Annotated in this window: 26 protein-coding genes and 1 other RNA gene; 3 read left to right on the top strand and 24 right to left on the bottom strand. The window is 43.6% G+C overall.

What is annotated here, in order from left to right:
• Positions 1–17: 17 nt before the first annotated feature.
• The 17 genes from QL234_RS22225 to QL234_RS22145 form a co-directional block, all read right to left on the bottom strand.
• Positions 18–383 (bottom strand): hypothetical protein, encoded by a 366-nt coding sequence (locus tag QL234_RS22225; RefSeq protein ID WP_281559962.1) that lies wholly within the window; start codon positions 381–383, stop codon positions 18–20.
• Positions 384–1,161: 778 nt separating this feature from the next.
• Positions 1,162–1,485: a hypothetical protein gene (locus QL234_RS22220; RefSeq protein ID WP_281559961.1), complete on the bottom strand. Its 324-nt coding sequence runs from the start codon at positions 1,483–1,485 to the stop codon at positions 1,162–1,164.
• 83 nt (positions 1,486–1,568) lie between these two features.
• Positions 1,569–2,042 (bottom strand): N-acetyltransferase, encoded by a 474-nt coding sequence (locus QL234_RS22215; protein ID WP_281559960.1) that lies wholly within the window; start codon positions 2,040–2,042, stop codon positions 1,569–1,571.
• 81 nt (positions 2,043–2,123) lie between these two features.
• Positions 2,124–2,786, bottom strand: coding sequence for a hypothetical protein (locus QL234_RS22210; protein WP_281559959.1), 663 nt, complete (start codon positions 2,784–2,786; stop codon positions 2,124–2,126).
• 567 nt (positions 2,787–3,353) lie between these two features.
• Positions 3,354–3,641 carry a hypothetical protein gene (locus QL234_RS22205; RefSeq protein ID WP_281559958.1) on the bottom strand — a complete coding sequence of 96 codons (288 nt, stop codon included), beginning with the start codon at positions 3,639–3,641 and terminating at the stop codon, positions 3,354–3,356.
• 431 nt (positions 3,642–4,072) lie between these two features.
• On the bottom strand, positions 4,073–4,480 hold the full coding sequence (locus QL234_RS22200; protein WP_281559957.1) for a hypothetical protein: 408 nt from the start codon (positions 4,478–4,480) through the stop codon (positions 4,073–4,075).
• 83 nt (positions 4,481–4,563) lie between these two features.
• Positions 4,564–4,878 (bottom strand): hypothetical protein, encoded by a 315-nt coding sequence (locus QL234_RS22195; RefSeq protein WP_281559956.1) that lies wholly within the window; start codon positions 4,876–4,878, stop codon positions 4,564–4,566.
• A 111-nt stretch (positions 4,879–4,989) separates the two neighbouring features.
• Positions 4,990–5,445 (bottom strand): hypothetical protein, encoded by a 456-nt coding sequence (locus QL234_RS22190; protein WP_281559955.1) that lies wholly within the window; start codon positions 5,443–5,445, stop codon positions 4,990–4,992.
• A gap of 97 nt (positions 5,446–5,542) precedes the next feature.
• A complete protein-coding gene (locus QL234_RS22185; RefSeq protein WP_281559954.1) occupies positions 5,543–5,788 on the bottom strand; it encodes a Rho-binding antiterminator in 246 nt (81 codons plus the stop codon).
• Between the two features lie 415 nt (positions 5,789–6,203).
• Positions 6,204–6,620, bottom strand: a complete 417-nt coding sequence (locus QL234_RS22180) for a hypothetical protein (RefSeq protein ID WP_281559953.1) — start codon at positions 6,618–6,620, stop codon at positions 6,204–6,206.
• A gap of 418 nt (positions 6,621–7,038) precedes the next feature.
• The gene (locus QL234_RS22175) at positions 7,039–7,317 is read right to left on the bottom strand and encodes a hypothetical protein (protein WP_281559952.1); all 279 of its coding nucleotides are present in this window, start codon (positions 7,315–7,317) and stop codon (positions 7,039–7,041) included.
• Positions 7,318–7,410: 93 nt separating this feature from the next.
• Entirely contained in the window at positions 7,411–8,028 is a 618-nt protein-coding gene (locus QL234_RS22170) for a hypothetical protein (protein ID WP_281559951.1), read from the bottom strand.
• 42 nt (positions 8,029–8,070) lie between these two features.
• The gene (locus tag QL234_RS22165) at positions 8,071–9,072 is read right to left on the bottom strand and encodes a YncE family protein (protein WP_281559950.1); all 1,002 of its coding nucleotides are present in this window, start codon (positions 9,070–9,072) and stop codon (positions 8,071–8,073) included.
• A 118-nt stretch (positions 9,073–9,190) separates the two neighbouring features.
• Complete coding sequence (locus tag QL234_RS22160) at positions 9,191–9,502, bottom strand: hypothetical protein (RefSeq protein WP_281559949.1); 312 nt, start codon at positions 9,500–9,502, stop codon at positions 9,191–9,193.
• A gap of 369 nt (positions 9,503–9,871) precedes the next feature.
• A complete protein-coding gene (locus QL234_RS22155; protein ID WP_281559948.1) occupies positions 9,872–10,240 on the bottom strand; it encodes a hypothetical protein in 369 nt (122 codons plus the stop codon).
• 71 nt (positions 10,241–10,311) lie between these two features.
• Complete coding sequence (locus QL234_RS22150) at positions 10,312–10,593, bottom strand: hypothetical protein (protein WP_281559947.1); 282 nt, start codon at positions 10,591–10,593, stop codon at positions 10,312–10,314.
• A gap of 91 nt (positions 10,594–10,684) precedes the next feature.
• Positions 10,685–11,164, bottom strand: a complete 480-nt coding sequence (locus QL234_RS22145; RefSeq protein WP_281559946.1) for a hypothetical protein — start codon at positions 11,162–11,164, stop codon at positions 10,685–10,687.
• A 247-nt stretch (positions 11,165–11,411) separates the two neighbouring features.
• Between QL234_RS22145 and QL234_RS22140 the strand changes: the two genes are divergently transcribed.
• Complete coding sequence (locus QL234_RS22140) at positions 11,412–12,380, top strand: integron integrase (RefSeq protein ID WP_281559945.1); 969 nt, start codon at positions 11,412–11,414, stop codon at positions 12,378–12,380.
• Positions 12,381–12,461: 81 nt separating this feature from the next.
• Here the strand turns inward: QL234_RS22140 and gcvP are convergent, their stop codons facing one another.
• From gcvP to QL234_RS22105, 7 genes are all read right to left on the bottom strand, one after another.
• Positions 12,462–15,350, bottom strand: a complete 2,889-nt coding sequence (gene gcvP, locus QL234_RS22135) for an aminomethyl-transferring glycine dehydrogenase (protein WP_281559944.1) — start codon at positions 15,348–15,350, stop codon at positions 12,462–12,464.
• Positions 15,351–15,442: 92 nt separating this feature from the next.
• Positions 15,443–15,832 carry a glycine cleavage system protein GcvH gene (gene gcvH, locus QL234_RS22130; RefSeq protein ID WP_281559943.1) on the bottom strand — a complete coding sequence of 130 codons (390 nt, stop codon included), beginning with the start codon at positions 15,830–15,832 and terminating at the stop codon, positions 15,443–15,445.
• 144 nt (positions 15,833–15,976) lie between these two features.
• Positions 15,977–17,059 (bottom strand): glycine cleavage system aminomethyltransferase GcvT, encoded by a 1,083-nt coding sequence (gcvT, locus tag QL234_RS22125; protein ID WP_281559942.1) that lies wholly within the window; start codon positions 17,057–17,059, stop codon positions 15,977–15,979.
• A gap of 415 nt (positions 17,060–17,474) precedes the next feature.
• Entirely contained in the window at positions 17,475–18,701 is a 1,227-nt protein-coding gene (locus tag QL234_RS22120; protein WP_281559941.1) for an FAD-dependent monooxygenase, read from the bottom strand.
• 70 nt (positions 18,702–18,771) lie between these two features.
• The gene (gene ubiH / locus QL234_RS22115) at positions 18,772–20,001 is read right to left on the bottom strand and encodes a 2-octaprenyl-6-methoxyphenyl hydroxylase (protein WP_281559940.1); all 1,230 of its coding nucleotides are present in this window, start codon (positions 19,999–20,001) and stop codon (positions 18,772–18,774) included.
• Between the two features lie 18 nt (positions 20,002–20,019).
• Complete coding sequence (gene pepP / locus QL234_RS22110) at positions 20,020–21,423, bottom strand: Xaa-Pro aminopeptidase (protein ID WP_281560134.1); 1,404 nt, start codon at positions 21,421–21,423, stop codon at positions 20,020–20,022.
• Between the two features lie 2 nt (positions 21,424–21,425).
• On the bottom strand, positions 21,426–22,004 hold the full coding sequence (locus QL234_RS22105; protein ID WP_281559939.1) for a UPF0149 family protein: 579 nt from the start codon (positions 22,002–22,004) through the stop codon (positions 21,426–21,428).
• A gap of 335 nt (positions 22,005–22,339) precedes the next feature.
• On the opposite strand from QL234_RS22105, the gene zapA reads away from it, so the two are divergent.
• Both zapA and ssrS read left to right on the top strand, forming a co-directional pair.
• Positions 22,340–22,651 (top strand): cell division protein ZapA, encoded by a 312-nt coding sequence (gene zapA / locus QL234_RS22100; protein WP_281559938.1) that lies wholly within the window; start codon positions 22,340–22,342, stop codon positions 22,649–22,651.
• 105 nt (positions 22,652–22,756) lie between these two features.
• A non-coding RNA gene (ssrS, locus tag QL234_RS22095) (6S RNA) lies at positions 22,757–22,939 on the top strand.
• Positions 22,940–22,947: the final 8 nt, after the last annotated feature.

The raw sequence follows: 22,947 nt of genomic DNA, 5'->3' as shown, positions 1-22,947 counted from the left end.
ATTCTCATGTTATACCTTTACCACGGGCCAATGATGTAATCCAGGATTGATAAAACAAAAACGGGTATTGTGCTTATCATGATTGACCACAGGACAATCATGATATTTTTGTTGTTTGTTTGGGAATATTTGCGGCCAATTAGCGCACCAGTGATAGCGCCGCACAAAAATAGAATGATAAAACCACCAAGCATGCCGTAAAATCCCCATGCGATGGCAACGGACTTAACGACATCAATCATACTAGTCCCATAAGTACTAACTTCCCCTAAAGGACCAATATGACCGACCATGGGGATAGGAAAGCGAAATAGATATGCAAACAATATTGCTGTTAACAGGCTGGATATTGCTGCAATAATAACTCCTTTTAACGCATTCATTACCTTACTTATTTGGAGCAACTGGGAGCTTACGAACCCGCAAGCTCACTTGTTAAGTGATTTACTTCCATAATTGACCTTCCTTTTCCACTTTACAGTGGTAGCATGCGCTGATTTTATTATCGACATTATACCACTCATGCGAACCTCCTTCGGCCTCACAATCAGTACCTTTATCTGCAATACCTAAATCAATAACAAACCAGGGAAGACGACTCCTAAGCAATGTCCTGATTCTATATGGACTTCTCCAATTTTGTGTCATTGAATTCCCCCTTGTCACTTAACGGCTGGAGCAAGCGTGTATTGGTGCACATTATTATGCGTATGATGCTTATAGCAAGGCAAGCCCATTGAATAGGCCCACTGCCGTATAACCTATAATCCCCGCTATTACCGTGCAAGTTACCAATTTGCTCACTTGATATTTGGCTGCAGTAAAAGCCAGTAGAAACCAGAGCATAGCTGAGTAAAGTACCAGCTCACTGGCCAACTTGCCTGCAATTATTTGCTGTGACGTGCCATCAAGCCAAATTTGCTCAGGGGCATATTTAAAATACGCCCCCCAAACTGCCTGGTAGACGACCGCAATAGGTACGCAGAATAGCCAGCATATTTTCCAAAACGGATACTGGCGGGGGATTGGTTTTGCGTTACTGGTTTCTCGCGGAATACTCATAAATTGGCCATCTGGTTTTACGTACACCTCATCTTTAGTTAAATTTTAGTGTCCGTTAAAGCAAGGGAAGTCAGAATCAGCTGCCTTTAGTTGTTAATGCTATTTGTAGTGGTACCACCAACTTCTATTATTTTCTCTATCTACAGTTTCTTGAGATTCAATATCAAATACTACTGCTGATCTTGCCTGAGTTGGCCAATTAAATTTAGCAAGCAGATTTTTCATTGACGCAATAAAAGAACTGTTAGATTTTAAGTTTTCCTCGGCCTCATCGGTCGGCACACCTACAACAAAAACAAGGTGCTTTGGGTCAATGTAATACGCACCAAAAGACCAAATCACTGGTTTAAAGCCCTCAATTCTTACAAGGTGTTTGAGGGCGGATTCAATCCTCCAAATTTTCCACTTAAGTATCAGGTTCATATTGAGCACTAACGCCTTAAACAGCGGTGAACGTGGTGAGCCCGGCAGCTTTAGCTGCGAACTGCTTTAACTTGTTAGAAATATTACGCATTTTGTTGGCCTACCGAAAAATAGTAAGTGGTAAAACTGCGACCTAAAAGTTGAGTGCGACAGACTTTGGTAGCCATCTTAGCCAGCGCCTTATATTCGCGCCTAGTGTCTAATAGATGAAACAGCACTTCTTTATGTCCGAGCTCGCCAGCCCAACACTGGAGAGTTTTAAAAATGGGTATGCCAGCCCCCCAAAATTTTTGGGAAATAACAATAGCTATTTCAAAGCCATTTTCATCCGGCTGAATTCCGCACCAGCCGGCTAGCGCACCATCTATAGAAACGACACGAATTCTACAACCCCGCAATGCGTCAGTTTCAATCTTATCTTCGATCCAAGTTTGAATACTCGTGATATCGAAGTAAGGATGATGAATCAGATGTGCCCGCAAAGAATCCTCGTTTACAATGTCCATCAAATTTTTTGGATCAACTTGCTCAAAAGTCAAGTATTCAATATTGCTCATTTCTGGATACTTCTAACGCCTCACTCACCAGAATTTTGGGAGCGTAGCGAGTAAAATTTCTGTGTGCAGTGACTTGTTAGATTATCGCCCATGCTCAATGTAATTGTTCTTTATTTGTTCCAGTGTAAACCCAGACATTCCAGCAATCTCTTTAACCTGTTTTAAATCAGGAAAGTTATCAGGAAAGTAAGATGCAATAGCTACAGATCTTTGCAAAACAATGCTTTTTCTATTTGGTTTTTCATTTACAATTCTATTAAGGATCGATTTATACAAACCAACAAAAAAATACAAAATATCCGTTTCCTCGCCTTCAAAATTAATATAGTTTAGTAGGTTTGATTTACTTGCATCTAGTAACCAGTTATCGCCTTTTCGAACCAGGTAAACATCATCAACTCCGTTGAATTTCCCCCTTATTTCATTTTGATTAACACGTTCGAATTTTAGGTCACTTCCATCAGGTTTAGAGGGATTAAAAGCTAAGTTTCTTGATAATTCTTTTACAAAATCTCTGCTGTATTGTTCTTCTAGGATTTTATTTAACTTCTTTGATAAAAAGATGAACTCAGAATAGGCTAAAAATTGTTTTTTCAATTTAGACTCACCTAATATATTTTTTTCGCAAATACTTTTCCCGTGATAGAAGCATTTATTCATAAACTCAACATATACTTCCTTCTCATTGCTAGCAAATACACTCAAAGAACTTGTCAGTAGAACAAAAATATAAATTAACCTCACCACTACTCCTTAGATAATCTAACGCCTTTAGCAGGCGCAATTTTTTTGTTGCTGTTTTTCAAGCGACGACATAATTGTCGCTCTGGCTAAACTTGTTAAGCGTCCTCAGCATCGCCGCCACTCTGTATACGAAATATTTTTCCAGTAGGGTTGCTCCGACCTCTACGAGCATCCTTACTAAGGCCCTTTTTGTCACGCTTCGTCAGTACTCGCGGCGTCTCAAGCTCAAAGAAAATAGCCTGTAATCTCTGCGACCAGTTTAAGTACCAACGATGATCTGCGATATCAATTGTGTACTGAATCTCACCTATCCTTGAGCTTCCCTCTTTTCTAAGTCGCTCGAGTTCTGTGATAACGATCTGGTTGGTAGAAAATCCACCGCAATCAGCGCACTCAATCGAGAACCTACCACCGCTCCATTCGGGTAACTCTATAGACGCTTTTTTTCCGCAGAGCGGGCAATTCTCCATCAGGTCTCCATGAGGTCAAAGGGGTCGCTTAACAGCTTAGCGCCCGCATTTGCGGAAAATTGGAGCGCAGCGGAAATTTTTCCGAAATATGCGCTTGTTAGGTGATTTCTTCTCTACTGCTTGCCGTTTTATTAAAATAATACGTTAAGCCGCAATAAAGAACTAAATAACCAGGAATATAAAAAAAGCTACCGATAACTACACCTTGCATCGGATTCCAGCCTCCGGCATAAGATGAATACGCCATATATCCTATTGTACTGAATCCGATAATAAGCAAAATTAGGTGTTTAAGCCTATTTTTGTTTCGTATTATCTTTATCATATCAACTACACCCAATACCATTGGTGCAAATATAAAGATTGATAATATCTCAGTGCCCATAATCGCCTAACGCCTTAATTTGCTGATTTTATTGCATTTTTGGCGGAACACCCAGTAATAAAATTCCGATAACATTACCTTGTTAGTTTACGCTCTATTTTCTTTGCAATAAGGACAAATAGAGTGTGGTAAACAACACTACTATACCTAAAATTCCGAATAAGGTATTCCCTTCATCACTAAATAAATACGTCTCAAACACAAGAAAAATCAAGAAATACAAGGGTGTTAGGAGAATAAGTTCTATGTTGGAAGAGAAATTCTTAAACTTTAATTTGTAATACCCATACAACAAAAAGACAATGATCATCAAAATCAAAATTGTCATTAGTGGACCTCGCAACAAAATTTTATGAGTAAACTAACGCCCGAAACACCGGGCGATTTGTAGTTGCGAAGCAACGGAAAATTGCTCCGAGTGATTTTGCTTGTTAGTTGTCTTGCTTGATATTGAATATTTCATCCAAAGCCTTTTCACCTAGCTCAGTTGGAGCTAATTCATAGGTGATTGTACTATCAAATGAATCAGAGCTTTGCTCCCAATTAACTAGCTGAGACATATGCTTTTTAACATCCTCTACAGGCATTGACGTAGAGTCACTAACCTCATAGATATTATCTCTAGTATTCTCAAGAGTGAGCTTACAAAGGCTTACCAAGCCTTTCTTTACTACAGCTAGGACCAAGTTTTTTGCAATATCTAGCTGCTCGCTGTTAGCACTATCTGAATATGTTAAACGCACGACACTCAGAACTTCATAGAGAGGCACTCCGAAGTCAGTCATTTCGATCAATAATGCTCGCTCATCCTTTGATAATTTGAACTGTTCTAGGTTCATGATGTACAACTAACGCTTTTCACAACGGCGCGAGGTACGAGCGTCCGGCACCGAAAGTGCAAACTGGTGAAACTTGTTAGTTTTCATTGACCATCATACTCTGTTTTTTCAATGACCCATTCTTCGTCTTCTGATTTTCTATACGCTTCATATCCAGGTTCTAAACTCGCAAATTGACCTATAATCGGGAACTTTTCGAACAAACAACCTAAACAAATAACTTTCCCATCATCAGGGTCTTCTGTCGTATCACAAAGCACTTGCCAAGTACCTTCTTCATCGTGAAGCACCGCTAGAATTGGAAAGCCTTTTTCTATTACTTGCTTGGTAGTTATGCAGCCCATGTTTTCAGGGCAGCTAAACGGCCAATCGATTTTGTTAAATGAGTGATGATGCATCGAAACCTTTTTTGAAAACTAACGACGCCATAAGCGGTGAGTGACAGTTTGCCAAAATGTGTAGCGAAGCGGAACCGGGCAAACTGTTACGAATCCGACTTAATGGCCTTGTTATACACCACTTACACCAATAGTATAATGAACTTGGAAAGACACACTATCATTTAGAGGAGTTAAGTTTTTTAACTTTACGATATTGTCAGATACGCGTTGTAAGAATGCATTTGTTAAGTCTCCACGGGTTTGAAACCTAAACCCGAACTCAGAATCTTTAACAAGCTGTATTTTAACTAGTAATTCACCTTTTTCATTTTGTAAATAACTGCTTTTAACTGCTTGCTCGAGGCTTTTCATAAATTCTACGAGATCTTCGGTTTTGATGTTTTTTTCTAGAATGCTTTCGTGGGTTAAAAGTTGAACATTAACGACTTTTATAGGACCACTCTGCTTTTTTACTCCGCCTTCTGGCGTGTGAACGTGATAAAGAGGTTGTCCATTATTCTTTTCTGGCTCTGATGCTAAGGCGCTAAAACTAAAAAAGATTAGAAATAATATTAAAGTGCGCATGAGTTTCCTGTGGTGTATAACGCCCAAATAACCGGCGCGAGGTACGAGCGTCCGGCGCCAAAGGCGCGTAGTTAATTTTCTTGTTATGTGCTGCAACCTAGTTAAAAGAAACGGTATGGAAGTGTGGGTTATCAACACAAACTTCCAATACTGAGATATTGTCTAAAATAAACAGTCTCTCAGCCCCATTAAGATCGACTTTAATACACTCGTCTCTATTTTCATTCAACTTAGTATCAAGAGCAATACACTCAACTACGATACCAGTCTTCATCGTCAATTTAATAGGGTATTGGAACGTACACACTATTTCTATGTAATCATGCTGATCACAGGAAATCATTACATTCTCCATCTAGAAGCTTTAGCCACATAACGCTTGGCACGACAGAAAATTTGGCGCGCAGCGACTAATTTTTCTGGTGATGCCATTTGTTATTGGTTGCTTGCTGTAACCGCAGAACCAACAACGTTAAAAATAGCTTGAGGCGTGAAGGGAAGATGCCAAAGACACCCACCACCGCTACGCACCAAGCAGTGAATTTTGAGCCTAGCACCACGGCCAGAACAAGCTAATGACTTTACCACCTTTAGCGCTTGTGAAAAAGAAAGAGGAAAGTCTATTAGCGGGAACACCTAACCGTTTCGGCGAAAACCCACCGGAATCACGCACCAAACTGAGTTAGGGAATAATGCTATTTCCAAAATATTAAATATGAATTAGCGGTGGCCGAATAACGCTTGCAGAAAGTGCCGCTTTAGCGGTCACATTTACTGCTTTTGTTATGTAGTAACCCACTTTTATTAAGTATTTTATAAGCAGCACCACTTAAACAAGCAAAACCCACTAAAACTCTAAGACGTATTAAAGAATCAAACTTTTCATAATCATCGGCTCTTAAAAGAGTTCCGTTTCGTCCAGTTGATACTCCGTCGTACCAATCAAAGTACCCAGTAATCAAGGCAAACAAACCTGTAAAAATCAAAAATACCACAATTACCAAGTTACCCATTTCAGCATGGTACTTTTCCTTTTTTATTTTCTCCGCTCTTTTTACTTGAATAGTACTTCGTTTCTCTTTGGCTCGTTCAGGATATTTATCTTTATCAATATGAGCAAGTGCATCCCTAAGTTCCTCATTTGAATATCTTGTATAATCAATTTTGAAATCCACGCACTCTCCTTACCACATAACGCCTGAAGCAGCGGAGAGCGTAGCGATTCCGCTGGCTTTATTTGTTATGTGTTTTTATACAAAAAATAACAATAACATCAAAAAGATAATTAGTATAAACAACAGTGAAAAATTTTTACCTAAACCTTCATTTAGTTGTAATACATTCTTTTGGAATTCACTTTTCAATTTCATGGCTTCCAAGTCAGAAAGGCCTGAACAATGAGGGCAATGAGGCTCCCTATCGTTGAACTGGAGACGACAACGCTTACATTCACTAGAATTAATATAGCTACGAGGGATAATGACAATTACTCCATGCTAGTGAAACACATAACGCAGGCCTAAACGGCGAGCAACTTGTTGCGAGTCCAGCGCACGTAGTGCGCGATGTTTGAGGCCCTTGTTATAAGCTACATTACCCCAATTCATCAAACGTAACTTCTGTATACGATTCATGCGAAATACCTAGCGTAAAACGGCCAAATTCAAGTTGCCCATTATCGCATTCTTCAATCCATAGCCTTTCAGCTTCCAACAATTCACATAAGTTATCAGCTACTCGGATTCCTTTTAATGTAACTTTGGTAGGATTTTTCTCAGAAATAAATTCGAATGTCACTGTAAAAGTATCATTCTCACGCTTAACGTTGAACTCATCTACAACCACATTTTCGTAAGTTTTGTTTAACTCCACGATATCCTCACCGAAGGCTTATAACGCCGCCATAAAAGGCAAGCAACTTGTTGCGAGTCCAGCGCACGAAGTGCGCGATTTTTGATGGCCTTGTTATAAAGCATTTGCCACAGGAATTAGCCGAGCAATGATATCCCCTCTAGATATTTTACGTTGCTCTAGAGGCTTGATCGCAACAGACATACCGGTTTTTGAGGTTACATGTTTCATACTTAAAAGCCCTGGTATTATGCCAATTGGCTGTGTTCCAAATTCCTCAATTACTAAAATAGATTCCTCTTTATCTGGTACACATTTAAAACCGAGCCTCCATTCAAGCGAAGAGTGTCCGTTTACAATAAACATAGACTCCCATTTTCCTGCATCATTAAATTCGTAAGCTGCAAAGTTCATGTCTGTTCGAATGCCAAACGCATTCGAATCTCTAGTCCAAATTGAATCAAAATTACATAGAGACATGATTTCGGCTTTGTCTTCACTATTCGCAAGTTGAATTTCTTGTATAGGACACAATACTATGTCCACAGGACTTCTCACTATCCAGCCTAACTCAAAAGCCTTTCTATAAGATGGGCAAAGAGCTGGGGTTCTGTCATTTCTTAACCATCTAAAATTCTCTTCGTATACCTTTTTGGTTAAGAGTTCATTGTTCGAATCAAACTTATGTTTTTCTGGAACCAGCGACCAATCATAAAGTTGTTCAAATTTCATTGGAATTTGGCCAGAAGGCATCACCTTCTGGCACCTCCCTTTTTATCTCGTGAAAATATTAACGCTACATGGCCCAGCACCAACACTAACTTCCTTAAAGCTTGGTGTTGCGCTACTTAGTGCCTTGAGGGTAGTCACAGAACCTAACTCAACTATTGAAACACTGTTAGGCTTCGTTATTGCCGATGTAGAAACGGCTTTATTCCTAGCGAAAGCCGAAGCAAACAATGTATTTGTTTGCTCATCCAGAATAATCCCTCTAGGCCCTGGCCCCACTGGGAACCTATTATCTATATTTCCAGTTGAAACATCTATAGCGAGAATTTCGTTTATATCCTCAATCGTTACAAATACTTTGTCTCCATCTGGAGAAAAAACGCTTCCCCTAGCTCCTTTGTTTCCTACTTTAACTTCTTTAAAAACCTTGTCGTTCTTAAGATCGACGATGGACACATACTCCGTCTGATTGTTTGCAGCCAAACCATATTCGCCAGTTGAATTTATTGCGAAACTATAAGGCATTGTACCTTCACCTAGAAAAATTCGCTTTTCCTCTCTGACGGTATCGGATATATTTTTTTTATTATTTTGACTTAGCGCCTCGACATTTATTTTTGAAATATAGTCTCCTCCTGATACAGCGGCATATGCATATTTTCCACATGGAGTAATATCCATATGTCTGGGTTCTCTACCGGTAACTAAACTATGAACGACTTCTCGGCTATCAAGATCGATAACGGCGATATTATTGTCGCCTGAGCAAGAAGTAAGAGCATATCTATCACCAGGAACTATGGCCACGCCAATAGGCGCATTTCCGACTTTTATTCTTGATAATTCTCGAAGCGAATACGCATCTATTTCTGAAAGGGTATTTCCAGCGTGGTTTGCCACAAACCCCCTTCCAGTTGTTGTAAATTTGACTGGCCCTCGTGGTCCGTTTCCTACAGCGATTTTACAAACGGTTTTCATTGAGGCCGTCGGATCTAGAACCGTAATAGTCCCCGAATCAGTGTCAGTTGAAAATAATAGTTTTGACATTTCATTTCTCCTATCTTGAAAGTTAAGTTACTTCAATTAGGGAGTGAAACTGCACACTCCATTTTCTTTATAACGCTTTGAACAGCGGAGAGCGTAGCGAATCCGCTGGTTTAATTTGTTATGTGTTTGAACACCTCCCCCTTATAGTAACCCATTTATATATAAAGAAAATAGGTAGAATAATAAATGCCCATACACATGATACAGCTATCAAAAATATGCCTACAGAGAACACACCGGCTTCTAGTTCCAGATTGATTACAATAGCTGTAAGCATGGCTAATAGCATTGATAATCCTCCTAACCAGATAAAAGGAACATACCATTTAGGGCTGAAGAATAAATTTGGAATATATAAAAGCCCCATGCATGGGAAAGTTGCTAAGCAAAGCCCAACTGCACTAATTAAAATAAAGACAATGCTATCCATATACTAATTGCAAGCACCAAAGCTAGAGAAACACATAACGCTTAAAACACCTGAAAAATGCGGCTGGACGGAACGGCCAGCTGTATTTTGTCGGGTGATTTTACTTGTTAGTGGTTGCTGGTTATTTGCACCACACTAACTGTTTAAATAATGGTTTGGGGGATATACGGAAGATGCTATTTGCACCTACCACCACTACCCACCAAACCGTGAATATTGAGCTAAGTACCAACCACCAGCCCGCTTTCTACACAGCTATTTTTACAATAATTCAGCTTGACTAGTGGTGGCCTACTAACGCCCGCAACACCGGGCAATTTGGAGCGCAGCGGAAAATTGCTCCGCTTGATTGCGCTTGTTAACTGTGTTTTATGATTGAATAACCGTGACAGTTATACTAGGGAAAAAACCTTCATAAAAAGCACCTAAAATCAATGATATCGAGAAAAACATTATAATTCGACTAATGAACTTGTAATTTTTTTCATTATCTCGTTTATCATAATGATCGACAATAGTAATAAAGAGATTCAGAGCCCCCAAAAACATAGCTACAATTATCATAACCAAGTTATCGCCAGTGAATGTGGTTCCCTCAGTCCCTCTTCGTCCAGGCATATATAACTCCCCCATGAAGTAACCATAGATAGCATATATCACTAAACAAATGCCCCAGATAAAATTAATTATTCGCTCTGACTTTGGGATGTAATTTGGAATATAAGTAGAATTTTTCATAGTACAGTTAACGCCTGAAGCAGCGGTGAGTTTACGAATCCGCTGGCTTAATTTGTTAGTTTTTGACTCCATTATTTATTAAAACAAGCCTTACAGAAAGTTAGCTCTTTTTTATGAATCGTGAGTGACCACGACTCTAATTCTTTTAGATCCGTAGAGCAATATTTCTTATATCTACCTGTCGTATAGTTAGTTCTACTTGGGCCCCATATTAATTTATGTTTCGCCAAATGAACCATTGGGTAGTTTTTAAATTTTTGAGGATCATCTACATTTACAACATAACCAGTATCTTGATGTGTATTTACCCAGTTAAGGTACTCTTCTTCTCTATTATCAAAATATTCAGCCAAAATAACACTCTCCATGTGATAGGAAAACTAACGCCCGCAACACCGGGCAATTTGAAGCGCAGCGGAAAATTGCTCCGCGTGATTGCGCTTGTTAGGTAACGCTTTCCACCAACGTTATTTCAGGAGGCTCTGAACTTACTACTCTTAACCATTTGCTTGATGTTGCTACTACGTACATTTTGGATCTTTCACAATGCCAAAATACTTCAGTATCATTTTTTAAATGTGCCAATAGTGATGAATCTTCGATGATTCCAACAACTCCATTATCATCGCATTTTTCTTTTGACATATCATAATCAAACTCTTCACAAACTTGGTGGTAGAAAACATGCTCAAAACTGATCCTATAGCGAGGACTGTTTTCGTCAGTAATTATCTCCCGGCACCCATCCAATACTTTTTCGATTCTATCTTCCGTCTCATCACCTGATTTAGGTTTTGCACGATAAACTTCATCAGCTAGTTTTGCACAGGAAACTTCAATCCATAAAGACTCTTCATTTACGTCATAATGAATTGCCTCTAAAAAAACATAAAAAGAGCCAACTTTGTCTAAAGGTGATTGCATACTTTATTGAGTTACCTAACAGCTTAACAGACGACAAAATGTCGTAATTAAACACGACACTTTGTCGTCTTTACTGAATTTAATAAAATGTAAAATAAACAGGTTACCCCATTAATTCAATTTCTTCACTCTTATTTCGAATATTAGAGAAATAAGTGAAATACGACTTTTCTCCGTCTAACAAAGCATTTTTATAAATAGCACCTAAACTGTATAAACATACAGCACTAATACTAAGTAAATTCAAATGCCACAATCCCTATTTCTCACCTACATCAGCGAATTCATGATTACGCGTAGATATGCCAAACGAACCATTGAAACATATATTTATTGGATAAAAAAATATATCCTTTTTCACAATAAAAAGCACCCGTCAGAGTTAGGGAATCAAGAGGTAGAATATTTTTTAACTTACCTGTCATCACACAGTAATGTTGCTCCTGGTACCCAGGCAATAGCCCTAAACGCACTGGTGTTTCTGTATAAAGAAATTATCCAGGCACCGTTATCATTGAATCTTGATTTTAATAAATCATCACGCCAGGCAAAACTGCCAACGGTACTCATCCCGGAGGAAGTAACTGCCTTATTAAATGCTGTAACCGCCCAGTATTCACTGATGACCAAACTCATGTACGGCAGCGGTCTGAGGTTAATGGAAACCTTAAGAATGCGCATTCAAGATATTGATTTCGACTATCTGTGCCTTCTGGTATGGCAAAGTAAAAGCAATAAAAACCGAAGGGTCACTTTAGCCAAGGAGTTGGTAGAACCGCTAAAACAGCAGCTCACCGTGTGCAAACAGTTTTATGAGCTGGATATAAAAAATAAAGACTATCAAGGAGTGTGGTTACCTCATGCTCTGGCAAAAAAATATCCCACTGCAGCAAAGGAATTTGGCTGGCATTATCTATTTCCTTCTTCCCGGTTGAGTCGGGATCCTCATGCCAATAACGTAACCAGGCGTCATCACATTGACGAAAGATCATTGCAAAGAGCCGTTAAAAGAGCAGCCAAGAGGGCCGGTATTCATAAAAGTGTAAGCTGCCACACTCTTCGCCACAGTTTTGCTACTCATTTATTGCAGCGTGGCTGTGATATCCGCACCGTACAGGAACAATTGGGGCATGTCGATATCCGTACCACGCAAATTTATACCCATGTGATCCAGGCCGGAGCCAATGGTGTACGCAGTCCATTGAGTGACTTGTGAATATAACAGCACAGATAACTTATCTTTCAAAAACAGAAAAGCGAGCCAAAGCTCGCTTTTCTCAACAAAAATCAATTTACATTAATCTTTATAAGTCTCAACCGCAGGACAAGAACAAATCAGGTTACGGTCACCAAACACGTCATCGATGCGGTTAACCGTCGGCCAGAACTTATTTGCCGCAGCAGCCGGTACCGGGAATACCGCCTGGGCAACGGAATAACCACGCTCCCAGGTATCGGTGATATCGGCTAAAGTATGCGGCGCATTGTGCAGCGGGTTGTCTTCCAGCGTCCACTCACCGGCTTCTACCTTGCGAATTTCATCGCGGATGCAGGTCATGGCTTCAATAAAACGGTCCAGCTCAGGTTTAGCTTCTGACTCTGTCGGCTCTATCATCAAGGTACCGGCAACCGGGAACGACATAGTCGGCGCATGAAAACCGTAATCCATCAAACGCTTGGCAACATCCATTTCGGTAATGCCGGAAGCTTCTTTGATCGGACGAAGGTCTACGATACATTCGTGCGCCACCCGCCCATTGGCCCCGGTATATAAAATCGGGTAATGCTGGCTTAACTTGTGGGCCAGATAGTTAGCATTGGTAATGGCATACTTAGTCGAGTCTGTTACCCCTTGCTTGCCTAATAAAGCAATGTACAGGTAAGAGATACATAAAATACCGGCACTACCGTAAGGAGCCGCAGAAACCGCGCCATTGCCTTGGGTGCTTTCATCCACATTAACCAGGGCATGATCCGGTAAGAAGGGGGCAAGGTGTTTCTTAACACCAATAGGTCCCATACCCGGTCCGCCGCCACCGTGAGGAATAGCGAAGGTTTTGTGCAGGTTAAGGTGCGATACATCTGCGCCGATAAAACCCGGAGAGGTTAAACCTACCTGGGCATTCATATTGGCGCCGTCAAGGTATACCTGGCCGCCGTGCTCGTGAATCACATCACAAATTTCGGCAATCGTGGTTTCATATACCCCGTGGGTAGACGGGTAAGTGATCATGATACAAGACAGGCTGTCCGCCATTTCACTCGCTTTGGCGCGCAGGTCGTCCATATCGACGTTACCTTGCTTGTCGCAGTCTACCACAACCACTTTCATGCCAACCATTTGCGCTGAAGCCGGGTTGGTGCCGTGGGCAGACGACGGGATCAAACAGATGTTTCTGTGTCCTTCGCCGCGGCTTTCGTGATATTTGGCAATCGCTACCAAACCGGCGTATTCCCCTTGCGCGCCCGAGTTAGGCTGCATGGAAATATTGTCGTAACCGGTTAGCTCTACCAGCCAGTCGCCCAGCTCGTCGATCATCTGCTTATAGCCCTGTGCCTGATCTTTCGGGGCAAACGGGTGCATATTGGCAAATTCAGGCCAGGAAACCGGGATCATCTGCGCGGTGGCATTTAATTTCATGGTACAGGAGCCCAGTGAAATCATCGAATGGTTCAGGGCCAAATCCTTGTTTTCCAGCTTTTTGATGTAACGTAACATCTCGGTTTCCGAGTGGTAGCTGTTAAACACAGGATGGGTCAGTATCGCCGACTCACGTACTAATGACGCCGGGATTGACTGGCTGCCGTTGGCGATAATCTCGCTGTCTAATGCGGCAACATCTAAACCGTGGCCTTCACCCAATAAAATATCGAATAAGGTGTTGATGTCTTCACGGGTGGTGGTTTCATCAATAGAGATGCTTACCTGACCGTCAACATCGGTGCGCAGGTTAACCTGGTTTTCCAGGGCACGCTTAACAACAGCGTCTTTGTCTGCGCCTAAATCAAAAGTAACAGTATCAAAGTAAGTGCTGTGCAGCGGCGTTAAACCTTTGCTGCTAACACCTGTTGCCAGGATATCGGCGAAGCGGTGAATACGCTCGGCAATCACTTTTAAGCCTTTAGGGCCGTGATATACCGCGTAGAAAGCCGCCATGTTGGCTAGTAATACTTGCGCAGTACAAATGTTGGAATTGGCTTTTTCGCGGCGGATGTGCTGCTCGCGGGTTTGCATTGCCATACGCAGTGCGGCATTGCCGCGGGTATCTTTAGAAACACCGATAATACGGCCCGGCAGTGAACGCTTGTATTTGTCTGAGGTAGTGAAGAAGGCGGCATGTGGTCCGCCGTAGCCCATAGGCACACCAAAACGCTGGGTTGAACCAATAACGGCATCTGCGCCCAGTTCACCCGGCGCTTTAAGCAGTACTAAGCTCATGATGTCGGCGGCAACGGCTACGATACCTTTTTTCTCATGTACCTTGGCAATCAGATCGCTGATGTCTTTTACTTCACCGCTGGCACTCGGGTATTGCAATAAAGCACCAAATACGTCGTGATTTACTACGTCATCCGCAGGTGCAACCACCACGTCAAAACCGAACATATCGGCACGGGTTTTCACTACGTCTATGGTTTGCGGGTAAACATCGCTTGAAATAAAGAACAGGTTAGATTTTTTGTTTTTCGACACCCGCTTGGCCAGCGCCATGGCTTCGGCGGCGGCGGTGGCTTCATCCAGTAAGGAAGCACTTGCTAAATCCAATCCGGTCAGGTCCAGACACATTTGCTGATAGTTTAATAACGACTCCAATCGGCCCTGGGCAATTTCCGGCTGATAAGGGGTATAAGCGGTATACCAGCCCGGGTTTTCCAGCACGTTACGTAAAATCACGTTAGGGGTCAAAGTACCGTAATAACCTAAACCTATATAGCTGGTATTTACCTGGTTTAATGCTGCCACGGCTTTTAAGTCTGCCAGTGCCTGTACTTCGGTTTTGCTTTCTTCGATGGCAGGCAAGCCTGATAAACGTATGCTTTGGGGAACAATTTCATCAATCAGGGCATCAACCGACTCGGCGCCCATTTCATTAAGCATTACTTGGGTTTGCTCGCTATCGGGTCCGATATGGCGGCGAATAAAATCTTGTGTTTGTTCCAGCTGGGACAGGGATTGGGTAGTCATAAACAACAAATCCTATACTTCAAGCAGTAAAAAAATAAGCCCCGGACATCAAAGATCAGTGCGGGGCTTGAAATTAAGTTAACAACAAAGAATTAATCTTCGTCGATGGAGTTTGCGTAACCTTCGGCGTCAAGTAAGTCGTTCAGCTCTGACTCATCGTCAAGCTTAACCTTAAACATCCAGCCGTCACCAAAAGCGTCTGAGTTGACCAGCTCAGGTGAATCTTCTAAATCTTCATTCACTTCAACTACTTCACCAGAAATCGGCGCGTAAATGTCAGAAGCAGCTTTTACCGACTCAGCCACGGCAACATCGTCACCCGTGCTGATGCTTTCACCCACTTCAGGCAACTCAACAAAGACCATATCACCTAACAATTCTTGTGCGTGCTCGGTAATACCGATAGTTACCGTACCGTCACCTTCGTTACGTACCCATTCGTGCGATGTTGCATATTTTAGTTCTGAAGGAATGTTGCTCATCTTTTTGTTCCTAATTTATTATCTTTGCTAGTTAATTTTGTTTGAAACCGGACCCGATTATCCCTGCTGCAATGGCTTGATATTATGCCTATTACAAACAGCAGGGCTAATTATTAAACACTATCAATTTGGTTTAAATAGAGTTTAGAAAACTTTTTTGCCATTGCGAACAAAACTTGGCTTGATAACCTGTACCGTTACCAGTTTTTTACGCATTTCTACTTCGCAGGTTTCGCCGATAGAGCGCGGTACCCGGGCCATGGCAATACTGTGACCTAAGGTCGGCGAGAAAGTACCTGAGGTGATCACCCCTTCTTCACCGTTAACCATCACTTTTAAACCGCTGCGCAGTACGCCTTTTTCTTCAAGTACCAGGCCAACCAGTTTGTGTTGGTCACCGGCGGCTTTTTGCGCTTCAAGGGCTTTACGGCCGATAAAGTCACGATCGCTTGGCTCCCAGCTGATGGTCCAGGCCATGTTGGCTGCCAGCGGCGATACGCTTTCGTCCATGTCCAGGCCATAAAGATTCATGCCCGCTTCCAAACGCAGGGTATCACGTGCGCCTAAACCACAAGGCTGCACACCGGCGTCGGTTAATTGCTGCCATAAATCTTCTGCCATGGTTTCAGGAACAACAATTTCATAACCGCTTTCACCGGTATAACCTGTGGTGGCAACAAATAACTCACCCGCCTGCACGCCAAAAAACGGCTTCATACCGTCAACGGCAGCGGTTTGCTCGGCGTCAAGAATGGTGGCCACTTTAGCTTTTGCCTGAGGGCCTTGTACCGCAATCATGCCATACTCAGGACGCTCGGTGATGGTAACGTCAAAGTCAGCCGACTGTTCGCTCATCCAGGCCAGATCTTTTTCACGGGTGGCGGAGTTTACCACTAAGCGGTAAAAATCATCTGCCAGGAAATAAACAATTAAATCATCAATCACGCCACCTTCATGGTTTAACATGCCGGTGTATAACGCTTTACCGCTGACATTGAGTTTTTCAACATCATTGGCCAGTAAATAACGCAAAAACGCCTTCACGCCGCTGCCTTTGATATCCACGATAGTCATGTGGGAGACATCAAACATACCGGCATCCTGACGCACGGCATGGTGCTCTTCTATCTGCGAGCCATAGTTAATCGGCATGTCCCAGCCGTGAAAATCAACCATTTTCGCGCCGGCGGCTACGTGTTTTGCATGTAATACGGTTTTATTCGTCATTGCGTTTCACCTGGTGATGAGTTTTTGATCCTGATAAAAGCTAGGATTAAAACTGAAAAATTACAAAGTTGGCATGGATTATAGCGGTGAGTAACTGGTGATTCAACAGACAAAACCACAATTTTCAAATAAAAAACCGACTATTTGAATAATACCAAATTATATTTTCAAAGAGGTACATTTTAAAAATATAGTTCAATTTCAGCAGGCGTGAATTATCGATACCGGAGAATATTCTACAGGGAAATTTCCTGTCATAAATGACGGTTTTTGTGGGATCAGCATCAACAAAAAAACCTGTGTCTAAGCAGACACAGGTTTTCGTTTTTAAGGGAAGCTGCTGCCAGATCCTTTCAGAAAAAACAAACCGGTTTTTAAAGCAATAAAACCGGTCCTGACATCTACTTTACCCGGCTTATTTAGCCAGTTCGGGCAACTTACCTTTATAACCCAGCGCCTGGCGGATCAACTGCTTTTTCGCCGGGGAAAAGTTATCCAGCAAAGACATGCCGATACCGCGAATAAGCTTGCTCACTTCCTGTTGCGGGGTAAACAGCTGCTTGATCGCCTCCATCGCCGCGATCATTTCCGCCGCTTCGGATTTACGCCAGCGGGCAAACTGCTTTAACAGTATTTCATTACTGATGTTATCCAGACTTGGCTGCTCCGCTGCCAATTGCCCGGTGAGGGTTTGCGCTAATGCTGCGGCATCAAGCAATCCCAGGTTGACCCCCTGCCCGGCCAGCGGATGTATGGTGTGGGCGGCATCACCGATTAATACCACTTTATCTTTCACAAAATCCTGTGCCAGGCGCATCATCAGCGGATAACAGCCCAGTTCGCTTTCCAGGTTTACCCGGCCCAACTTGCCATCGGTGGCTGCGGTAATTTCTTTGCCAAAGGCTACTTTATCCAGGCCGCGCAGCCGTTGTGCTTCCTCGGGGGAAGTCGACCAGACAATGGAGCATAGATTTTGCTGATAAAGGGGCAGGAAAGCCAAAGGGCCGGTGGGCAGAAAAACCTGCCAGGCGGTATCCTGATGCCCCTGCTCACAGCTCACCGTTGCCACCAGGGCATGGTGGTCGTAATCACGAAAGGTGATCGGCATATTGATTTGCTTGCGCACCCAGGAATTAGCGCCATCGGCTCCCACCAGCAACCTGGCAGTGATCGGCATACTTGAACCGAAACTGGCAAAAACTTCACTTTCCCCGACCCCGATGCTGGCAATGGCTTCATCGGTAAAAAAGCTGATGCCTTCATCCATCTGGGCTTTATGCCACAGGGCATTGCGGATCACCTTGTTTTCGATGATCCAGCCCAGCTGATCCGGTTTGCTGCTGCCGCTGACATCATCAAGGTTAAAATCAAGCTTGCCATAACCGGCCTTATCCCAGATATGCATATGATGATAAGGCTGGGACCTTTGCCCGACAATATCATCCCAGACATTTAAGCGGGTAAAAATTTGCTGGCTGGCAGCGTTAATGGCGCTCACCCGGATTTCTGGCTGGTCGGTTAACTCTGTCAATGCCTGGGTATCGGCAAGGGCGACTGTTAAATCACTTTGCTTGCGAATAGCCAATGCCAGTGTCAGGCCGACCATGCCGCCCCCGACGATAAGTACATCAAATTTTTGCATGCTTATTGCTCTAAACTTTTTGTTGTAAGCCCTTTATTGTCAGCGCTTTATCAGCCAATAAAGGGTTTTATTAATAACCCATGGTCTTTTGCACAAAGGCATTTTTCAGCGGCGACAGATAATTTAATACCTTAAGGCCGATATTGCGCCCCGCCACTAACGGCGGCAAGCGGTTGGAGAAAAGCGTCACTAAAGAGTCGGTTAAGGTGATCACTTGCTGCTGATCCGCCGCCCTTTGCTCCTGGTAGTTGCTTAACAGGGCAAAATTACCTATATCCTGGTTTTGCTCCAGCGCCGCTTTTATCAGGGCCGCCAGTTGCTCAACATCCCTGACCCCCAGGTTAAAACCCTGTCCAGCTATCGGATGTATGGTATGTGAGGCATTACCCACCAGCGCCATGCGGTGATACACCTGCTGCTCTGCCTGGATAAGATTAAGGGGATAAACAAAGCGCTCACCTGTTTGGGTGATCTGTCCTAAATAGCTGCCAAAGGCATCTTCCAGTGCCCGCTTAAACGCTTGATCATCCAGGCCCTGTATTTCTTCCGCCTGCTGCGGGGTTAAGGTCCATACCAGCGAACAGCGGTCGCCGGATAAAGGCAACATGGCGATAGGCCCGGTTTCGGTAAAACGTTCGTAAGCGACACCCGAATGGGGAATAGCGGTGCTGACATTGGCAATTAACGCCGACTGCTGATAGCTTTGCTGGCGCACCTTGATATTGGCAAACTCCCGACAGGCCGACATGCCGCCGTCACACCCCAGCAGCAACTTGGTAGTTAAGCCCTGGCCCGAGCTCAGTGCCAGGCTGACCTTGTCCGTTTGCCAGTGGATTTTTGCTATGCTGTCGGGACGGTACCAGCAAATATTGCTGAAACTTTCCAGCGACTTAAGCAGGGCCTTGCCGATCAGCGCCATTTCCACCACATAACCTAAAGCCGGTACCTGGTGATCTTCGGCATACACCCGGGCCTTGCCGTAATGGCCGCGATCGGAAATATGAATGGTTTTAATTGCCTCGGCGTCTTGTTGCAGATACTGCCAGGCACCCAGCGCTTGTAAATAAGCACTGGTGCCGTGGGAAAGCGCCAGCACCCTGTCGTCAAAACTCAGCGATACCTCTTTCACCACGGGATTGGCTTCAACAATGGCAATTGATAAAGGCCGACCGTTTGCCTGCTTTAACGGGGCTAAACTCAGCGCCATTAGCGCGCCGGATAAGCCGCCGCCGGAAATCACCACATCGAAATGGCTTAATTCCCCGTCAAGTGGGACATTAGCGCCTAATACGTCTGTCATTAGCTGTCCTTGGCTGAATTAGTGGCTGTTTTGAGCCGTAACATCTGCTGCAGCCCCTGCATTTTCAGACATAAGGGCTTCGATCTCAGCTATGGCTTTCGGGGCATTGACGGTCAGGTTTTCATAGCCGGTTTCAGTCACCAGGATATTATCTTCGATACGCACACCGATACCGCGCCATTTCTCATCCACCGGCGTTGCAATGTCTTCATTAACATCATGCAAAGGAATATAAAGCCCAGGCTCTATGGTCATCACCATACCCGGTTCAAAAGCACGTAATTGCTGACGTTTTTTATCTACCTGATAATCGCCGACATCATGCACATCTAATCCCAGCCAGTGGCCGAGGCCATGGATAAAGTATTTTTTACATGCACGGGCAGCAATCAGTTCATCCAAGTCACCGGTTAAAATACCTAACTGGTGTAGTCCCCGGGTCAAAAATTCACAGGTGATTTCGTTAAGGTAAGCCAGGGTTTTCCCCGGGGCAATGGCTTCAATCGCCAGCTCCTGGGCATCAAGCACCAGCTGGTAAATGGCCTTTTGCTCCGGGGTAAATTTGCCGTTTACCGGGAAGGTACGGGTAATATCGGCAGCATAACCGGCCAGCTCACCGCCGGCATCGATCAATAACAGTTCATTATTTTTTAAGATATCGTTATTGTCGGTGTAATGCAGGATATTGGCATTATCGCCGCCGGCAACAATAGAGCCGTAGGCCGGATGACGGGCGCCGTGGCGGGCAAATTCATGCAACAGTTCGGCTTCAATCTGGTATTCAAATTTACCCGGACGGGTTTTCTCCATCGCCCTTTGATGCGCCTGACCGCTGATGCGGTTGACCTGACGCATGATATCAAGTTCGTCCGGCGATTTAATCAAACGCATTTCATCAATAATAGCGCTGCAATCAATCAACACACCCGGGGCCTTGCCCCCCTGCCTGACTTTAGCTTTTACCTGGCTGTTCCAGTTAAGCACCCGGCGGTCAAATTTTTCATCCGCCCCCTGACAAAACAGCAGTTGCGCTTTATCTTCAAGGTATTTAGGTACTAACTCATCAATTTCTTCACAGGCAAAACTGGCATCAAAACCGTATTCCCCTGACGCCTGCTCAGGACCAATGCGCCGGCCGTGCCAGATTTCCTGCATCGGGTTTTTCTCCCGGCAAAACAATACCGACTGACAGACAAGCTCGTCTGCTTCTTTTTGCTTGATAAGCAGCAACAAGGCGTCCGGTTCATTAAAGCCGGTCAGGTAGTAAAAGTTTTTATTCTGGCAAAACGGATATTCGGTATCGTTGCTGCGGGTCACTTCTTCGGCAGCAGCAAAAAGTGCGACACTGTTATCCGGCATCTGCTCAAAAAAACGCTCGCGCCGGCCGGTAAATTCACTAACCGCTAATAAGGTGTGTTTCATCATTAATGCAGGGTCTTAGGTTGCTGGGGATCTTCCGGCTCGCTCGGAGGCGTGCCTAATTCGCTAAAACATAATAATGCCGACATCCGGGCATATTCAGCTATTTCATAATAGGCCTGCTCGGTTTCTTCGTCTTCTTCAACATCGTCAGAGAGGTTGGCGATTTCAGCAAAGTCGGTCAGTACTTCTTTGACATCATCGGATAATACCGGGTTATTTTTTTGCTGCAGGCCAAAACCTAAGTTAAAGCCCTGCACCCAGACACCCAGGGCATGACCACGTTCGACTATGGTTTCGTCATCGTCGGGCAATAACAGCTGAAAACGGTACGACTCATCAAGCAAGTCTTGCCATACCTCACCAAACATTTGTTTTACAACATCTTTAAGGTCTTTCGGCAAACCTTCGCCATTATTGAACAAGTCATTGATCATCGCCATATAATCATGATCATCAAAAGAAAAACCTGCGCAAATCAAGCCCGTTAATACTCCGTGTAACTCCGCACCGTGGGCATTAACACCTGAAGCTGTAATGACTGCCTGCACCGAGGCAAAGTCTAATCTTGTTTCGTCAGCCATAAGTCTCTAATTTCACCTTAAATTAATTAGCCGCTATCCTAACACCAGCCTGGCTTTGATACCAGAAAAGGATATCAGAAAAGGCTGCCCTAAGCCCGCAGCTGACAGGATAGAGTTAAACTCGCCCCGGGCAGTGAATATCTTGGCGCTGCTCCTTGCATAGTCAAGGCTGCGCCGTTATAGTGCGGGCACGAGGTGACTTATTTTAAGAAATAATTGTTTACCAAGAATATTTTTAATAAAACAACCAATAGAATACAATAAGTTAAGTTGTACTAAGCTAAGGTTAATGCCCCTTGCTTTAGTTAAGAGATCACCAGGAATTTGTTGCCGCTATGAGCCCGCAGACCATTGAAATTAAAATTGCTGATAAAAGGTTAAAGGTTGCCTGCCCGCAGGGTCAGGAATCAGCGCTGATTTCTGCTGCCAGTGAATTAAATGCCCGCCTGGAAAAAACCAGAAGCAGCCCTGCGGTTGCCACCCTGGAGCAAGCCCTGCTATTGACGGCATTAAACCTGAGCAACGACCTGCTACAGTTGCAGCAACAAAAAGAGCAGGAGCAGCAACAAACCCAGGAACAAATCCAGTTATTGCAGGCGACCATAGAACAGGCGCTTATCGAGCAAAAAAACAACCCGGAAGAATAACGAGTCAAAACGGCGGGAAAAATCAAGTAAAAAAAAGCGTAATTCACGTCTTTTATCGCAATAAAATACTTACATTGCCCGATAATGTTTAGCTATAATGAATTCAGTCTTCTGGGATGTTTGTTTGTCAATTATGTCCCTGAGCCGATAAGTTTTACATAAGGAAGTTAAACGTTATCTATTGTGCAAGCCTGGCTCGTATCAGGAAGCCTACGGGTGATGTGCTATTTCCGCCTTGAGCACACGGTGTTCAAGGGCTGACATTGACGGCGGCATTCTGGAAGCACTAATTCTTT

Origin of the sequence: Thalassomonas sp. RHCl1, from assembly GCF_947387555.1 — a bacterium.
Lineage (GTDB): Bacteria > Pseudomonadota > Gammaproteobacteria > Enterobacterales > Alteromonadaceae > Thalassomonas.
This window is presented reverse-complemented; position numbering and strand designations above follow the sequence as displayed.

What these genes read in the sequence shown, in the direction of transcription:
- QL234_RS22225 (WP_281559962.1), bottom strand. Translation starts at nt 383, where the DNA reads ATGAATGCGTTAAAAGGAGTTATTATTGCAGCAATATCCAGCCTGTTA.
- QL234_RS22220 (WP_281559961.1), bottom strand. Translation starts at nt 1,485, where the DNA reads ATGAACCTGATACTTAAGTGGAAAATTTGGAGGATTGAATCCGCCCTC.
- QL234_RS22215 (WP_281559960.1), bottom strand. Translation starts at nt 2,042, where the DNA reads ATGAGCAATATTGAATACTTGACTTTTGAGCAAGTTGATCCAAAAAAT.
- QL234_RS22205 (WP_281559958.1), bottom strand. Translation starts at nt 3,641, where the DNA reads ATGGGCACTGAGATATTATCAATCTTTATATTTGCACCAATGGTATTG.
- QL234_RS22200 (WP_281559957.1), bottom strand. Translation starts at nt 4,480, where the DNA reads ATGAACCTAGAACAGTTCAAATTATCAAAGGATGAGCGAGCATTATTG.
- QL234_RS22195 (WP_281559956.1), bottom strand. Translation starts at nt 4,878, where the DNA reads ATGCATCATCACTCATTTAACAAAATCGATTGGCCGTTTAGCTGCCCT.
- QL234_RS22190 (WP_281559955.1), bottom strand. Translation starts at nt 5,445, where the DNA reads ATGCGCACTTTAATATTATTTCTAATCTTTTTTAGTTTTAGCGCCTTA.
- QL234_RS22185 (WP_281559954.1), bottom strand. Translation starts at nt 5,788, where the DNA reads ATGATTTCCTGTGATCAGCATGATTACATAGAAATAGTGTGTACGTTC.
- QL234_RS22170 (WP_281559951.1), bottom strand. Translation starts at nt 8,028, where the DNA reads ATGAAATTTGAACAACTTTATGATTGGTCGCTGGTTCCAGAAAAACAT.
- QL234_RS22165 (WP_281559950.1), bottom strand. Translation starts at nt 9,072, where the DNA reads ATGTCAAAACTATTATTTTCAACTGACACTGATTCGGGGACTATTACG.
- QL234_RS22160 (WP_281559949.1), bottom strand. Translation starts at nt 9,502, where the DNA reads ATGGATAGCATTGTCTTTATTTTAATTAGTGCAGTTGGGCTTTGCTTA.
- QL234_RS22155 (WP_281559948.1), bottom strand. Translation starts at nt 10,240, where the DNA reads ATGAAAAATTCTACTTATATTCCAAATTACATCCCAAAGTCAGAGCGA.
- QL234_RS22145 (WP_281559946.1), bottom strand. Translation starts at nt 11,164, where the DNA reads ATGCAATCACCTTTAGACAAAGTTGGCTCTTTTTATGTTTTTTTAGAG.
- QL234_RS22140 (WP_281559945.1), top strand. Translation starts at nt 11,412, where the DNA reads ATGCCACAATCCCTATTTCTCACCTACATCAGCGAATTCATGATTACG.
- gcvP (WP_281559944.1), bottom strand. Translation starts at nt 15,350, where the DNA reads ATGACTACCCAATCCCTGTCCCAGCTGGAACAAACACAAGATTTTATT.
- gcvH (WP_281559943.1), bottom strand. Translation starts at nt 15,832, where the DNA reads ATGAGCAACATTCCTTCAGAACTAAAATATGCAACATCGCACGAATGG.
- gcvT (WP_281559942.1), bottom strand. Translation starts at nt 17,059, where the DNA reads ATGACGAATAAAACCGTATTACATGCAAAACACGTAGCCGCCGGCGCG.
- QL234_RS22120 (WP_281559941.1), bottom strand. Translation starts at nt 18,701, where the DNA reads ATGCAAAAATTTGATGTACTTATCGTCGGGGGCGGCATGGTCGGCCTG.
- ubiH (WP_281559940.1), bottom strand. Translation starts at nt 20,001, where the DNA reads ATGACAGACGTATTAGGCGCTAATGTCCCACTTGACGGGGAATTAAGC.
- pepP (WP_281560134.1), bottom strand. Translation starts at nt 21,423, where the DNA reads ATGAAACACACCTTATTAGCGGTTAGTGAATTTACCGGCCGGCGCGAG.
- QL234_RS22105 (WP_281559939.1), bottom strand. Translation starts at nt 22,004, where the DNA reads ATGGCTGACGAAACAAGATTAGACTTTGCCTCGGTGCAGGCAGTCATT.
- zapA (WP_281559938.1), top strand. Translation starts at nt 22,340, where the DNA reads ATGAGCCCGCAGACCATTGAAATTAAAATTGCTGATAAAAGGTTAAAG.